This is a genomic window from Tropicimonas aquimaris (genome assembly GCF_042676185.1).
GTDB classification, from domain to species: Bacteria; Pseudomonadota; Alphaproteobacteria; order Rhodobacterales; family Rhodobacteraceae; genus Tropicimonas; species Tropicimonas aquimaris.
In genome coordinates, this window is the sequence record NZ_JBHTJT010000031.1 from 17,209 (window position 1) to 31,175 (window position 13,967).

A 13,967-nucleotide genomic window follows, 5' to 3' on the forward strand; every position below is an offset into this window, starting at 1 on the left:
CTAATCCGCCCCGCGCCCGACGCAACCGCTGGTAACGTCGGGGTGTCGCCGGGTCAGAAGGAGGAGCGGAAGCCGAAGTTGAGTCCGGTTTCGACGGTATCGTAGAGATCGAGCGTCGAGGAGGTTTCCTCGTGGCTGAGGGTGATCGTCGGGGAGAAGCCATAGTAGTCGATATCCTCGAACCACAGGCTGACGCCGACGCGCCGGGTCAGGTCCTTGCGTTCGACGTCCATGCTTAGGACAATCGGAAAGTACGTGTAATCCGGCTGTGGGAACTCGTCGTAGACGATCTGCTCCAATCCGGCCTCGAGGGTCACGCGAGCGCCAGCAAACGGCTTGGCAAGCGTGTAGCCGAACTCACCCCGGATTCGGTCGCGTTGCAGCGATCCGGTGTCCGACTGTGTATCGAAAAGCCCGAGGCCGAAGCGGAGCGCGGCGCCGCTGTCCAGTTCATGCAGCAAAACCGCGTTGCCGCTGAGCGTGAACGATTCCGCGTCGTCGGTCAGCCGCTCGAAGCTCTCGGCGCCCGCATCGAGGCGAAGGACGGTGCTCTTGCCGAGAATGAAGGGTTTGGCCACCCCCGCACGGGTATAGCGCGAGTAATCCTCCTGGCCGTACCAGCCGCGCCCGGTCAGCAGCGAGAACTGCACCGGCGTGCTCCAGGCTTCGGGTTCCCATTCGTGGACAAGGCCCACCGCCACGGACGTATAGGCGAAATCGCTGCCCGAGGCGTCCGGGGCAATGTCCTTGGCCTCGTCCGACAGGATGTAGGATTGCCCGAAGAGGTGGAGCCCGACCGAGGTTTCGTGCGTGTCGCTCTGCGAAAAGCGGTAGCGGGTGGTCAGGCTGCCGGAGTAGCTCAGGCCAGAAAGCGGGCGGGATATCCCTACGGGTTCGACGCCCTGCAGGCCGCCGTAGCTTATCCGGTCGTGCGTCGTGCCGTCGTTCACGTTCGACGTGGGCGCGACGGAGAAGCTGAGCTGCGTGTTCCACGGGTTGCGCTTGCGCAGGTAACGGAAATCCCGGACCGCGACGGCGCGGGCTTCGTCGTCGGGCGCGTTCTCGCCGGCGATCCGGAGCCAGGCCTGAGCTCGGGTGCGCGCGCCCTTGGAGGCAAGCGCCTGTGCGCGGACCATCGCGGCCGCGAAGATCTCTGCTTCGGTATCGGCCAGCCTGTAGGCGGTGCGGGCCGCGTCGAGGGCGTCGTCGTATTGCCCGAGGTCGCGCAGCGCCTGGGATTTCAGGATCAACGCGTCCACGTCTTCCGGGTCGCGCTTGAGCAGGGCCTCGGCGAGCGCCAGGCCCTGTCTCGGTTGGCGCGTCTGGAGGCTCATATGCGCCGCCGCCCGCATCTGTTCGGGGGTCAGCGAGACATCTTCGGATGCGACGAGGCCGGCGCTCCCCAGGTAGAGGGAAGCGCCGACCATCGCACAGAGCCAGTGACGAGTGCGTCGATTCATCAGGCGTTATCGGCTGAGGATAAAGCCGCCGGTCTCGCGAACCGTCACGTCCTCGAAGCGCGGATCGTCGCCTTCGACCACGATCACGCCGACGATCTCTTCGGCATCGTCGCCGGAGATGACCGCGTAGTAGTTGCCGGATTCGAATTCCTCGAGGGCCCCGCCGTTGTTGGGCTTGTAGGAGTTGAGTTCGCCGGAGAGTTCGCCATTGGAATCCTTGTGGCCCGGTCCGACCTTGAAGATCAGCGTCGGCAGCGCGCTCACGTTGACGCCGGACTCGGCCGTCAAGCCGTCGAGGATGTCCTGCGTGATGTCGTTGCCCGCCGTATCGAACACGACCCGGTTGGTGACGTAGCCCTTGACGGCGCCACCGTTCTCGAAGTCTTCGAAATCGATGTCGATCGTCATGTCGCCGGTCGCGTATTCAATGCCGCCGCGCCCGTTGAAGTCGCGAAGGGCAGCGTAGTCGCCCGAATAGGCGGCCTGGCCGGTGGTGGGCAGGACGACCTTGCCGTCACGCTCGTAGATATAGCCACCGTAGCCATAATTGACGTAGGCGCCGGTGCGGATGATCGAGAAGCGCGTGTCGCCGGACTTGCTGACGCCATAGATCGCCTTGTGCGGGAACTGCTCGATCACGGTGCCGGTGAGCGGGTCGACCACCTTGTCGACGGCTTCGTATACCGCGAAAGGCCCGAGGCTGCCGACGTCAACGCCGCGCGTGTAGGGCGTTTCCGAGGTGCCGTCGAAGCCGAGGTTCTTGACGTAGAAGGTGTCGCTCGCCGCGTCATAGGAGACGTTCGTTGCGAAGCCGTTGCCGGATTCCACGTCATAGGCCTCGTAGCGGGTGATCCCCCGCTTGGCGGACGGGCTGTCGGTGCCGGGCGGCAGGTCGCTATCGCCGTCGATGCTGCCATCGGTGTCGTCACCGTCTTCGCCGTCCGTGCCGTCGCCGGTGTCGCCGTCGTCTGCGTCTTCGGTTTCGTCGCCGTTGAATACGGGATTGCTGCCGCTGCCGTCACTGCATGCCGCAAGCATGCCGAGCAGCGCCAGAATTAGCGCCAGGTTCTTTGTCATTGGACTGCTCTGCCTTGGTTCGTCTTGGTTTATCTTGTTTTCTTTTGGTCAATGGTGCGCAAGCGGGGGCTTGGAAGTCAACTGTCAAGGGCGGCGCCGCAATTGAAACCGACTACCTGTGACCGTTCTGCGCGAAACACCCGATATCGAGGTTTCGCGCGGCGTGCTCCATAGATATGGTGTGCGCGACGTCTCCGCGGGAAAGAAGGGAATCGCCCATGCCGCTCACCGAAGACCAGATTGCGGAAATTGCCGAGCTGAGAAGCACTTCGCAGCCGACGATGCGGGCGACCGCTCCCGGCATGGAGCAGCATCTTTACACTGCCCACGAGGTGCTGGATCACGGTTTCGTTCGGGTCATCGACTACATGGGCGACGATGCGGCCATCGTTCAGGCAGCCCGGGTCTCCTATGGCGCCGGCACCCGGAAGTCCCGGGATGACAGCGGGTTGATCCGCTACCTCATGCGGCATTGGCATTCCACGCCCTTCGAAATGTGCGAGATCAAGCTGCACGTGAAGTTGCCGGTCTTCGTCGCTCGCCAGTGGATCCGGCACCGCACCGCGAACGTGAACGAGTATTCCGCCCGGTATTCGATCCTCGATCGGGAGTTCTACATCCCGGCGCCGGAGCATCTTGCGGCTCAGTCGACGGTGAACAACCAGGGCCGTGGCGAGGTGCTGACGGGCGATGAGGCTGCACGGGTGCTGGAATTCCTCAAAGCAGATGCCGGCCGGGCCTACGACCATTACGAGCAGATGTTGAGCCAGGAAGGCCAGCAGGGCCTCGCCCGCGAACTCGCTCGCATGAACCTGCCGGCGAACATCTACACCCAGTGGTACTGGAAGGTGGACCTGCACAACCTGTTCCATTTCCTGCGTCTGCGCGCCGACGAACATGCGCAATACGAGATCCGCGTCTATGCGGAGACCATCTGCCGGATTGTCGCCGACTGGGTTCCCGCGGCCTATTCGGCCTTCGAGGACTACCGGCTCGGCGGGGCGAACCTGTCGGGCAAGGCGCTCGACTGCGTCCGGCGCATGGTCAAGGGCGAACAGGTCACGCAGGAGACCTCCGGCATGTCGAAGGGCGAGTGGCGGGAGTTCGAGGCGCTTCTGTCTTAGGGGCTGTCGGCCCTGTTGAACCTCGTCTCGCGGACAATCGCGGGACGATGCGTCAATTGTCGTGAACCGACGAGCCCGGTTGCACCTTTGCACATGGTGTCATTGGCGTCGAAATTTCCGATCCTCTGGTTGTGGGGGTAACGATTACGATGTTGGAGTGAGTGCCGGATATGGACGAACCTGGAATATTCGGTTTGTTTCTGTGTTTCGGTTTTTTGGTTCTGCCGAATATTCTGTCCAGATCCCGGCACTTGCTCTATTCTTGCGTAACGTCACGTGCTCGCTGCTGCCTTGGGTCATACCCACCGGAGACGCACCCAGTTCCGTCGCGGTCCTTCTGCGGACGGTGGGACATCTGATCCGGAGACGGGCCGCCGCGGAGTGGACGGATGGCGGCAGACACGGATTCTCCCATCGACGGACAAAGGGGATCCGTAGTTCTGCCTTTATGTTGGTGAAGACTCGTTCTCGAAACAAACGGGGAGACGAGGCAAGGTGCGTAATAGTGTTGAGTTCATCGGTGCGGACGATCTGTTCTGTCTCGTCCCGTCCGCCAATCTGAACCGCTCGCTTGCTGGCTCCGTAAGGTCGGGGCGCGGAAGATCCGGAACGCGGCTGCGATTGGACTACATGGTCGGAGACGATTGGCTTCAGGAGCCGTTCATGCCGAGCGTGACCGTGCTCGAAGGCAAGGCGGCACAGACCATCGGGGACTCGGTTCCCTGCTTTCCCGGACAGGAAACCGGCCGGGTGTGAGCCCGACCGGTTAATCCGCTTTCAGCTGCTATATGCAAATCCGGTGTGCCCCATGGCTCTTCGCCCGGGGCGTTCCGTTCAGGACACGGCGCGCAGCGGTGGCTTTCTCTCGTTGCGAGCTTGGGCCGAGGTCATCGCGGGCATGCTGAGAAGGGCGTAGGAACGGCCATCCCCATCGGCGCGGTAAATCCGTCCGATCCTGGTGACGTCGTGGCCAAGCCGACGCAGCGCCCGCAGGAGCGGCGGCGGGGAAAGCGAGACCAGTGTCGTCGCCCCATGGGCCGATGCCGTGCGGGCCAGCCCGTCGACGATCAGATCGAGGCATTCGGTGCGGTCCTTGGCCGTTGTCACCGATTCCGCAATCGACAGCCGCGTGCATTCCCAACTCGACCTGGCATCGAACTCGCCCTCCAACAGATCGGCGGGGATATCTTTCAGGCGGCCATTCATCGCGTCCTGGAACATGCTGGTGTGCGGACCCCAATGCGCGAGCACGGGCGTTGTGCGCGCGCCGCCAATAACCTCGCCGTCCCGGATCACGAGCGAGTAATGGGCGAGAGGATTGTCGTATTGGTCCATTTCCACGTCGTCATTATGTGGAATGTCCCAGTCCAGCGTGTCCACAAACAGGCGTTTGCGGATTCGCAGGAACTCATAGAAGGCATTCCCATGCTTGTGCATGGATGCCATGTCGAAGCAAATATTGTGCATCAGACCCCACCGTCTTTGGGTCGATTAGGACCGAACCGGACGCGAGTGGGAATGATAATCGGCCGGATTGTGTGGATAAGTGTTCCAGAGTGGCAATTTTGCCATTGTGAACAAGTCGCTACGACCCGAAGTTACCACGGTATTGTGGTTCATGCCGGTGCGGGGGGCTGCATCTAGAGGTTGCGCGTCCGGGCTCAATCCTTAGGCGACTTGCGGCGCTGATTGTTGCTTGCTGCTGGCGCAAATGGTCTTACGCATCCCCATTGTGTCGCGACCATAGGTCACTTCAACACCTTCGGCCATGATGCCCAGACCCGTCCGCATGGTTAATCTGAATATGCCTTCGGGTGCTTTGGGTTGTGTGGGTGTTGTGTGATGGTCGAGTTTGCGCCGTTTATCGGGATGCTGGTGTTTTTTGCCTATCTGTTCGTGCTGGATATCGACTTTTCCCGCGCCCGTGCTCGGGGAGGCGCCTGCATTCTCCGCCTGCGCGGACTGGCGGGTCATGCTCGGCGTCACAGGCCCTCCGAGATGGATGTGCCGGAAGTCGGCGACGCGACCGATCCTGTGGTGCAGTTCGAGGTTCTCATTGCCCGGTCGCGTCGGCAAAGGGCGTGTGGCAGGGCGATTGGTGACACGACGATGGAGAAGCCGAGCCAGTGACCGACCTGCCTCCTCTCACGGTTCTGCGAACGGGAGGTCTGATCGATATCCAGGAATACGCGGGTGGCGCGCGCGTGCTGTCTGTCGACCTGTCCCAATCCACATCTGAACAACTCGTGTTCACATATGTCGCCCTCGACGAGAACAAGGGCGGCCTTGTCGTTCGTGCACTGGAGATGGTCCGTGATCAGAACGTGCTGTCACGCGAGGTCCAGGCGTTGCGCTTTGCCGGTATCGGGCCCACCAATGCAGGCGCCGATGATCGCAGGGAAACGGTTCGCCGACACGATCTGATCTGTGTGCATGTGCGGAGTTTTGCCCGGCGGCACGGGATTCACGTCAGGGATGCATATCTCGCGCCGAGGGCCTTCAGTTTTGACACGCTTGTCTTTCTCGAGTGGGGGCGAGGTTAGAGGCGGCTCCCAACGGACGCCCGGAATGATCAGGGGGCGCCGTGCCAATGGCACCGCGCCCCCGGACATTGATCTATGCATTGCCTGCCCGGGCAGCCGAAGCGCGCCATTCGGCAGTAATATCACTCTTTACTTTCAGCAGGGCCGGAACTTTTTACCAGGGAGCTCCCAAGAGAAGCGACACAAAACATGGCTCCTGCTGGGTCCGAGAATGACAGAATCCGCGGCACCACTCACCATGGTCGAAGGTGCAAATCGAGCGAGTTGAACCGAAACAATCAGCGCCCCGTTGCCTCTATGTTTGCCGAACTGCCAAATTGACATGATATCGCCATATATTCGCCCATTTTTCGCCACGAGCGGCAAGTTGGACATCGGCGTCGACCTGGCCTGCCAGGGTCGCTTGCGCTGCGTCGGGGCCAGTGGGGAGGCGATCAATCAGCGTGGCGCTATCCCGGTGATTCCGGGTCGTTCGATATTGGCCTCATGCCGCTCTCTGCCAGTGATTCCAACCGGGACTTCTTTTTCGGAATCAAAGGGAAGAAGCGATTTCGCTTCTGCTGGTGGACAGTCTGGCGGGATACCGAAAACTGTTCCGCCGAAAGGACTTGTTAAGCACTTTTGGACATGGTGATTGGCGTCGGAGAACGCGCGATAGTAAACAGGAAGTTAAGTGCTGGGTGGCGGCGCGTTCGACTGTAAGGTGTACGATGAGTGTTGTAGAGAGTCTGTTGGCTGCTGCGGAATCCTTTGATGCTGTTCCCGCAGAGGCGAGAATTCTTAGAAAGTCCAAGATTCATGTCGGGCCGGGCGGCGCCTGGAGGGCGGGCGTCTGGTACATTGGGTTCCGTCGCCTTCGTGCGGTGGTCATCCCGGTCGGCAGCGGCCTTCCCGTTGCGCTCACGCCCGTCTTTGCGAGCGCCCAGACGGCGGCGGAGATTGCCGAAGCCCATGCTGCAATGGCGGCGGAACTCTCAGGCAGCGCCGTCATCACGACAGAGGATGATTTGGTGACCTCTGATACGTTCCTGGAAGACCGCGTGGCGCTGAACCGGCAGCTTCCGTAAACGCCAGCGCTGCACGCCAGCGGAGCGCGCACCTTGGACCGCGCGCTCAGGCTGCCCGCAGCCCACACTGCCTTGCTCAGAAATACAATAACGCGCCCTGTTCCCGGGGCGCGCTGAATCGACCGCGACCTTCAAAGCAAGCCTTGATGAAGGCGCATCCTGCAGCCTGGACTTCGAGCCTCAAGATGTCAGATATCGCTCATTCGGAACAGGCCGCGCCTTTCGGCCAGAGTGACGGCATGCGTCGTGGTTCTCGCCTTGAGCTTGGACTTGGCGCTGCGCAGCCTCTGCTTGACGGCGCTCTCGCTGATATCGAGCTCGTAGGCGATTTCCTTGGTCAGAAGACCATCCCTGATCATATGGAGAGCCTCGATCTCTGCCGGTGTCAGAACGAGGGCAATCGGCTCCTGATGATGGAGGCTGGTCAGATGGTCGATCAGGGTTTCCATCTCTGGGGCACGGAACTCGCGATCCGATCTCGCGAAGGAGCCGTAAGTACGGATCCCGGGTTCGTTGTCGTCCATCACGCAGACAGCCACGCCGAAGGTCAGGTCATGCTGCGCGGCGAGGGCCAGAACCCCCTTGGGGTCGTCACCGCCGATCTCGGACCAGCGGATACAGCCGACGTTCTCGTAAACCCAACGGGTGACAGGATCGTAGAGCATCAGCGCTTCCCGGGTGTAGCGATGCACCCAACCAAGGGGGAGGGTGCTCCACTCGTATTCGGGAAAGGCGAAACCGACCCGGACGGCCAGATGAAAACCGGCAGGCGCCAGATGCGCGAGCATGGCCTTGTCGGTTTCGTGTCCGTTTTGGCCGTTCAACTTCACTGCTACGCCATCTCCGGGTGTCCAATGTCGCGGACATCTGTTATTGGTCAATTAAATTAAGCCCGTTGCTGAACGGGGTGCCCCATGCATAGGCTTCAACAAAGGCCAAAAATGGACGACACACGTGAAATTCGTGACATTCTGGCGGAGATACAGGGCCGTTGCAATGCAGGTTTTGCCGTAGCGTTGCACGTCCACTACACGACTCCGCGATTTCTGTTCCAGACCTACGAGCCCGCATGGGCCAGGGTCTATTCCGAGCGGGGGCTGGTGCTCAGGGACCCGACCGTCAGGTGGGGGCTCGAGAACGAGGGCATGATCGACTGGAGCGCTCTGGAGCATGACGATCCGGCTGGTGTGCTCAAGCTCGCGCGGGAACATGGCATTCACTATGGCTTCACGCACGCGATCGCCGATGGCGGGTCCCGGAGCGTTGGCAGTTTCGCCCGCAAGGAGACGGACTTCTCCGAGGAGGATCGCGAGGTTCTCTCCGCGATGTTCCTAAAGCTCCATCGCGGCACTCAAGTGTCCGACGGAGAGGAGGGTGCGATCGCGGAAATGCTGCGCAAGCTATCGGTGGAGTTGACCCACACCTGGAAATGATCCGGCACGGAGTCCGTAATCAGCTCCGGCACGGGGCAGGCGGAATGCGGCGCGGCTGCATGTTGCCAGGTCTTTGCGATTGTGCGACAGGATCACGACGCTTCAAGACCGATCGGGGTTTCACATGAGCAGCTTTGCATCCCTTCGCAGGACGATGGTCGACACGCAGGTCCGGCCGTCCGATGTCACCAAGTATCCGATCATCGATGCAATGCTCGAGGTGCCTCGCGAGCTCTATGTGCCCGACACCTATCGCGACGTCGCCTATGCGGGCCGCAATGTGCCACTGCAGAAGGGGCGGGTCGTTCTGGAGCCGCGCACCCTTGCCAAGATGCTGGACGCGCTGAACATTCAGCCCGATCAGCTGGTCCTCGATGTGGCCGCCGGGCTTGGCTACGCCAGCGCGGTTGCCGCCCGGCTGGCTCAGGCCGTCGTCGCTTTGGAAGAGGACGAGGCGATGGCGGCGGAGGCGGAATCCACTCTGGCAGCGCAATCCGTGGACAACGCCGTCGTCATTCAGGGCGCCCTCACGGAGGGTGCGGCGCAGCACGGGCCGTATGATGTCATTGTGATTCAGGGAGCTGTTGTGAATTTGCCACAAGCTCTCACAGCGCAATTGAAGGAAGGCGGGCGTATTGCCTGCCTGTTTATGGATGGTGAATGTGGTGCCGTGCGTATCGGCTACAAGATAGACGGTGTCGTCAACTGGCGCTTCTCGTTCAACGCGGGTGCGCCGGTCTTGCCCGGCTTCGAAGGCAAAAAGGCTTTCGCGCTGTAAACGGCGAATCGACCCTGCTATACTTGCCGAAAAGGCAGGCACATTAGAAGGAGCAGGTCCCGTGGGGATTATTGGCAAGCGCCTCCGGCGCAATCTGTGTAGTGCGGCGGCAATTATCGTGGGTCTTGGTCCGCTGGCGGTGTCCGCTGAGACGCTGACAGACACCCTCATCGACGCGTACCGGAATTCCAATCTGCTAGAGCAGAACCGCGCGCTGCTGCGTGTGGCGGACGACAACGTCGCGGTCGCACTTTCGGAAGTCCTGCCATCGCTGGATTTCGTCACCTCCTATGGCGGATACGCGAACCATCGTGAAGTCTACGGCAGCAACTTCGAGTCCAACGACAACCTGATCGCGACCTTCGCGTTGCAGGCGAGCATGACGCTCTATGCCGGGGGGCGGAACCGCCTGGCGATCGAGAGCGAGAAAGAGACCGTGCTGGCGACTCGCGAGGCGCTGCGTGCCGTTGAGCAAAACGTGCTCCTGCAAGCCGTGTCCGCCTATATGGGGGTGCTTCGGGCCGAGGCTTTCGTCAACCTGCGTGAGAACAACGTGCGCGTTCTGACCCAGGAAAAGCAGGCGACCGAGGACCGTTTCGAGGTCGGGGAAGTGACCCGGACCGACGTCGCGCTGGCGGAAAGCCGACTGGCCGCGGCGGTCAGCCTGCTCGAGGCGGCCCGCGGCGACTACGAAGTCGCCCGCGAGACCTTCAAGACCGCGGTCGGCCGCTATCCCGGCGATCTTGCCTTCCCGGGCGGACTGCCCGCCACGGCGGCGAGCGTCCAGGAAGCTGTCAACGTCGGCGTCCGGATCCACCCGACCATTCGTCAGGCCCAGCGTGAAGTGACCGTGGCCGAACTCGGCATGAAAATCGCCACGGCCGGCTACCTGCCGTCCATTACGGCAACCGTGGACTCCGAGACGAACTCGAACGACCAGGTCGAGGAGCACTCGCTTTTCTTCAATCTTCGGCAGCCGATCTATCAGGGCGGACGCCTTGCGGCGCTGGAGCGGCAATCGATCGCGCAACGGGACGCATCGCGCTCCAACCTGCTTCAGGTGACGCTGGGCATCGAAGAAGACGTTGCCACCGCCTGGGCGCGGCTCGACGTGGCCAAGGCTCAGATCCAGGCGACGGAACTCCAGATCGAGGCCGCTCAGATCGCCTTTGACGGAACCCGTGAGGAAGCGACCCTCGGAGCGCGGACAACGCTCGATGTGCTGGATGCGGAACAGGAACTGCTGGATGCACGGGCATCCCGGATCGACGCGATCGCGACGCAATACGTAGCAGTTTATTCACTTCTGTCTGCGATGGGTCTCCTGACAGTCGACCATCTGAACCTGGGCATCCAGACCTATGATCCTGCGGGCTACTACAATGCGGTCAAGAGCGCGCCTGCGCGGCTTTCGCCCCGTGGCCAGCAGCTTGACCGCGTGCTGCGCAAGATCGGTCAGCAATAAGCGGCTGACGCCCCGCAGCTATGTGGCATCTCTGGCCCTTCCGGCGACGGCAGGGCAGGAGGTGGATTGTATGACGATGGTCTCGGCGGTAGCCTGTGATGAACCGGAATCGCGAGGATCATGATGTCGGAGCGAGTAGCCAACGCGGAAATCGAAGACGTCCTGCTGTCGATCCGACGCCTTGTACAGGGTGATTCCGGAGGGTCGGTGGGCGAAGGCGGTTTGGCGCGGCAAGACTCGCCATCCTTCGCCGATCAAGAAGCGCCGGCTGCGGACGACCGTCAGGAAGGTCGCCTGGAGGAGGTCTTCAGTGAACCTGCGAGGCCGAAACCCGGTGCGGAGGCGCTGGTTCTCACGCCCGCATTGCGTGTGGATGACGGAAACGCGCGACCAGTGTCCGGGACGCCGCGCCCCAATGATGAACTCCGTTTCGAGCCGGAAGACCCGCCGCTTGACTCGCCTCCTGCAGGGGCGCGGCTGCATTTCGAACTCCCGGATGAAGAAGATCTCGACGATTTCTCGGATGACGAATGGGCTGACGATCCTGAGGCCGGGTCTGGGTTTTCGAGCAAGGATCCAACTTTCGCCAGAAAGGACGCGGCTGCTGATGGCGCTCCGGACGACACGGGCGGCGTCCCCAGCTTCGTGCGGGCCGTCGTCGGGGATCTGAACCATCTTCGCGAGGCGCAGGAAAAGGGCAGTGAACCTGACAGAGGCGGCCCGGATCCCGAGACCGGTGAACATTCTGCGACTGAACTAGATGATGCCGAAGCGGCGCCGTTGGTAGAAGAGCCCGCCGCGCCAAGGTCGGGGTTTCGCTTCGGCCAGGCCGAAGAGACCGGTGTTCGCAACCTCGTCTCGCTGCATGACGGAGACGATGATCTTCAGGCGAAACTCCCGGATGCGAGCGGCTCCGCGACCGTCGTTGGCCTGTCCGACGAAAAGGACGATTTCGGCGAGGTGGATGATCTTCAGGAGAGTCGCGCCGATAACGATCTTCTTTCGTCCATCGTGAGCACCTTCGACGCGATGGAGAAGAGTTTCACGGAAGAGAAAACCGCCGAATTCGTTGATGACTGGCAGGGCGAAACCGAGGAAAAAGTAGAGGCTCTGGATCCCGAGGCGTTGGAAGAGGACGCCTACTTTGTCGAGGCCGAGGATGACTCGGCCTTGTCCAACGAGCAGATCGACGATCTGTCGGAAGCCGCAAGTATCGCCCCGGTTGACGTGACGCCGGAAACAGAAATCTCTGACCCGGAGGTGCCCTCCGAGGCAGCGGGATTCGTGCTGGATGAAGCGCTCCTATCGGAACTGATCGCGGATTGCGTGCATCGCGAGTTGCAGGGCGAGTTGGGTGAGCGGATCACCCGCAACGTGCGCAAGCTGGTGCGCAGGGAGATTCACCGCGCCCTGGCGATGCGGGATTTCGACTGAACGGTTGACGAATACGCTCCCGGCGGGCGTCGCCGTGGTTACTGAGCGGCGCCACCGGTCATGGAATTGTGCTGTGTGCTCCGATCACCCTGATCAATGGAACTGGTCCGAAAGAGCCGAAGCTGCGCCACGGAAGACGTGGAGAGAACGGGGTTCTGGCCCCCAGCCCTGGATGTTTCTGTCCGCCATCGACCAACCACCGTCGCGACAGGGAGGCTTCGGTGCCGCATCGAAGGCAGTCAGGGGGCCGCATCGGGCCTGGCATCTTCGGAGATAAATACCCCAATGGCCATACCTAAGTTAATGGCCATACCTACGTTTCCTTGTGTCGGCCGAGGGTTGCTTCGGCTGCACATTGCGAAATAGAGACAGGGTGCGCTGTTGCTGCGCACCCTGTCTCTGATCCAGATAAAACAATTAGCGGAGAATCGGGTGACCGATCCTCAAGCGGCTTCTGCCTGCTCGGCAGCCTGACGCCGCTCGCTTTCCTCACGCGACAGCGCGACGGAAGTCCGGACACCGTTCGAAACGAACTGCATCAGGCCCGACACGACACGTTCGTTCGGGTCGATTCCGGCACAGCTCAGAACTTCGCGGCCATCGCGCGAACGAGCCCATCGGGCAATCTGTTCGGGACCATTGCCATATTTCTTGTCGTCGGCAATAGCATCATCCAGCGCGGCCAGAACAACGGCGGCAAAGAGCTTGCGAGCTCTCTGGCCTTGCTCATAGTTGAAAGCCGTGCCGTCAACGAAATCAGTCATCTCGTCGTCCTTTGTTATTCTTGCTCTTGTCTTTTCGGCGTGGGGCCGAATATGACGTTTTTGCGGCGATTCGGTATTTCCGTTTCGGAATGTCTCCTATGCGGAAATCGCATAGCTCAAACGGGGCACTCGCCATATCTGGTCTGCTTGCCAGCGGCCAGAGACCAAGATATAGACACCGGACATTCTGGTTCAAGCGCCTCTAGGGTCACTTCATGCCTAAAATAAACGGAAACGAAATCCGTCCAGGAAATGTCCTGGAGCACAACGGCGGCCTCTGGGCTGCGGTCAAGGTGGACCATGTGAAGCCCGGAAAGGGTGGCGCCTTCGCGCAGGTCGAACTGCGCAACCTTCGCAACGGTTCAAAGCTGAACGAACGTTTCCGGAGCGCCGACAAGGTGGAACGGGTGCGTCTGGAGCAGAAGGATCAGCAGTTCCTCTACGAGAACGACGGCATGTTGGTGTTCATGGACGCAGACACCTTCGAACAGATCGAACTGCCCGCCGAGATCCTCGGCGAGCGCCGTCCGTTCCTGCAGGACGGGATGACGATCCAGATCGAGTACTACGAGAGCGAGGCTCTGAACGCGACGCTGCCGCAGAAGGTCGTTTGCAAGATCGTCGAAACCGAGCCTGTCGTGAAGGGCCAGACTGCGGCAAACTCCTTCAAGCCGGCGCTTCTCGACAACGGCGTCAAGGTTATGGTCCCGCCCTTCGTGGGGCAGGATGAGGACATCGTCGTCAATACCGAGACCATGGAATACGCCGAACGCGCCTGAGTCAGGCTCTCGCACATCTGACTGGAACGGGCTCCATCGCGGG

General features: G+C 61.3%; 14 protein-coding genes. 9 read left to right on the forward strand and 5 right to left on the reverse strand.

What is annotated here, in order from left to right; translation table 11 throughout:
- Positions 1-53: 53 nt before the first annotated feature.
- A complete protein-coding gene (locus ACFQ2S_RS14735; RefSeq protein ID WP_386075569.1) occupies positions 54-1,460 on the reverse strand; it encodes a surface lipoprotein assembly modifier in 1,407 nt (468 codons plus the stop codon).
- Positions 1,461-1,466: 6 nt separating this feature from the next.
- Positions 1,467-2,537 carry a hypothetical protein gene (locus tag ACFQ2S_RS14740; RefSeq protein ID WP_386075570.1) on the reverse strand — a complete coding sequence of 357 codons (1,071 nt, stop codon included), beginning with the start codon at positions 2,535-2,537 and terminating at the stop codon, positions 1,467-1,469.
- A gap of 218 nt (positions 2,538-2,755) precedes the next feature.
- Here ACFQ2S_RS14740 and thyX point away from each other — a divergent pair, with 218 nt between their 5' ends.
- Positions 2,756-3,661, forward strand: a complete 906-nt coding sequence (gene thyX, locus ACFQ2S_RS14745; protein ID WP_386075572.1) for an FAD-dependent thymidylate synthase — start codon at positions 2,756-2,758, stop codon at positions 3,659-3,661.
- 834 nt (positions 3,662-4,495) lie between these two features.
- Here the strand turns inward: thyX and ACFQ2S_RS14750 are convergent.
- On the reverse strand, positions 4,496-5,128 hold the full coding sequence (locus tag ACFQ2S_RS14750; RefSeq protein WP_386075574.1) for an acyl-homoserine-lactone synthase: 633 nt from the start codon (positions 5,126-5,128) through the stop codon (positions 4,496-4,498).
- 375 nt (positions 5,129-5,503) lie between these two features.
- Here ACFQ2S_RS14750 and ACFQ2S_RS14755 point away from each other — a divergent pair, with 375 nt between their 5' ends.
- The 3 genes from ACFQ2S_RS14755 (at position 5,504) to ACFQ2S_RS14765 (ending at position 7,271) form a co-directional block, all read left to right on the forward strand.
- On the forward strand, positions 5,504-5,791 hold the full coding sequence (locus ACFQ2S_RS14755; protein WP_386075575.1) for a hypothetical protein: 288 nt from the start codon (positions 5,504-5,506) through the stop codon (positions 5,789-5,791).
- Entirely contained in the window at positions 5,788-6,204 is a 417-nt protein-coding gene (locus ACFQ2S_RS14760; protein WP_386075577.1) for a hypothetical protein, read from the forward strand. The genes ACFQ2S_RS14755 and ACFQ2S_RS14760 overlap by 4 nt, the downstream gene beginning before the upstream one ends.
- A 680-nt stretch (positions 6,205-6,884) precedes the next feature.
- Entirely contained in the window at positions 6,885-7,271 is a 387-nt protein-coding gene (locus tag ACFQ2S_RS14765) for a hypothetical protein (RefSeq protein ID WP_386075579.1), read from the forward strand.
- Between the two features lie 188 nt (positions 7,272-7,459).
- Here the strand turns inward: ACFQ2S_RS14765 and ACFQ2S_RS14770 are convergent, their stop codons facing one another.
- Positions 7,460-8,101, reverse strand: a complete 642-nt coding sequence (locus ACFQ2S_RS14770) for a helix-turn-helix transcriptional regulator (protein ID WP_386075581.1) — start codon at positions 8,099-8,101, stop codon at positions 7,460-7,462.
- Between the two features lie 111 nt (positions 8,102-8,212).
- Between ACFQ2S_RS14770 and ACFQ2S_RS14775 the strand changes: the two genes are divergently transcribed.
- The 4 genes from ACFQ2S_RS14775 to ACFQ2S_RS14790 all read left to right on the forward strand — a co-directional run bounded on the left by ACFQ2S_RS14775 (position 8,213) and on the right by ACFQ2S_RS14790 (position 12,381).
- Positions 8,213-8,704, forward strand: coding sequence for an autoinducer binding domain-containing protein (locus ACFQ2S_RS14775; protein WP_386075583.1), 492 nt, complete (start codon positions 8,213-8,215; stop codon positions 8,702-8,704).
- Between the two features lie 124 nt (positions 8,705-8,828).
- Positions 8,829-9,482 carry a protein-L-isoaspartate O-methyltransferase family protein gene (locus tag ACFQ2S_RS14780; RefSeq protein ID WP_386075584.1) on the forward strand — a complete coding sequence of 218 codons (654 nt, stop codon included), beginning with the start codon at positions 8,829-8,831 and terminating at the stop codon, positions 9,480-9,482.
- Between the two features lie 61 nt (positions 9,483-9,543).
- A complete protein-coding gene (locus tag ACFQ2S_RS14785) occupies positions 9,544-10,947 on the forward strand; it encodes a TolC family outer membrane protein (RefSeq protein ID WP_386075586.1) in 1,404 nt (467 codons plus the stop codon).
- Between the two features lie 123 nt (positions 10,948-11,070).
- Positions 11,071-12,381, forward strand: a complete 1,311-nt coding sequence (locus ACFQ2S_RS14790; protein ID WP_386075588.1) for a hypothetical protein — start codon at positions 11,071-11,073, stop codon at positions 12,379-12,381.
- Positions 12,382-12,824: 443 nt separating this feature from the next.
- On the opposite strand, the gene ACFQ2S_RS14795 is transcribed toward ACFQ2S_RS14790, so the two are convergent.
- Positions 12,825-13,145: a DUF6280 family protein gene (locus tag ACFQ2S_RS14795; RefSeq protein WP_089234303.1), complete on the reverse strand. Its 321-nt coding sequence runs from the start codon at positions 13,143-13,145 to the stop codon at positions 12,825-12,827.
- Between the two features lie 215 nt (positions 13,146-13,360).
- On the opposite strand from ACFQ2S_RS14795, the gene efp reads away from it, so the two are divergent.
- A complete protein-coding gene (gene efp / locus ACFQ2S_RS14800) occupies positions 13,361-13,924 on the forward strand; it encodes an elongation factor P (protein WP_386075590.1) in 564 nt (187 codons plus the stop codon).
- Positions 13,925-13,967: the final 43 nt, after the last annotated feature.

What these genes read in the sequence shown, in the direction of transcription:
- ACFQ2S_RS14740 (WP_386075570.1), bottom strand. Translation starts at nt 2,537, where the DNA reads ATGACAAAGAACCTGGCGCTAATTCTGGCGCTGCTCGGCATGCTTGCG.
- ACFQ2S_RS14790 (WP_386075588.1), top strand. Translation starts at nt 11,071, where the DNA reads ATGTCGGAGCGAGTAGCCAACGCGGAAATCGAAGACGTCCTGCTGTCG.
- ACFQ2S_RS14775 (WP_386075583.1), top strand. Translation starts at nt 8,213, where the DNA reads ATGGACGACACACGTGAAATTCGTGACATTCTGGCGGAGATACAGGGC.
- efp (WP_386075590.1), top strand. Translation starts at nt 13,361, where the DNA reads ATGCCTAAAATAAACGGAAACGAAATCCGTCCAGGAAATGTCCTGGAG.
- ACFQ2S_RS14795 (WP_089234303.1), bottom strand. Translation starts at nt 13,145, where the DNA reads ATGACTGATTTCGTTGACGGCACGGCTTTCAACTATGAGCAAGGCCAG.
- ACFQ2S_RS14755 (WP_386075575.1), top strand. Translation starts at nt 5,504, where the DNA reads ATGGTCGAGTTTGCGCCGTTTATCGGGATGCTGGTGTTTTTTGCCTAT.
- ACFQ2S_RS14780 (WP_386075584.1), top strand. Translation starts at nt 8,829, where the DNA reads ATGAGCAGCTTTGCATCCCTTCGCAGGACGATGGTCGACACGCAGGTC.
- ACFQ2S_RS14735 (WP_386075569.1), bottom strand. Translation starts at nt 1,460, where the DNA reads ATGAATCGACGCACTCGTCACTGGCTCTGTGCGATGGTCGGCGCTTCC.
- ACFQ2S_RS14750 (WP_386075574.1), bottom strand. Translation starts at nt 5,128, where the DNA reads ATGCACAATATTTGCTTCGACATGGCATCCATGCACAAGCATGGGAAT.
- thyX (WP_386075572.1), top strand. Translation starts at nt 2,756, where the DNA reads ATGCCGCTCACCGAAGACCAGATTGCGGAAATTGCCGAGCTGAGAAGC.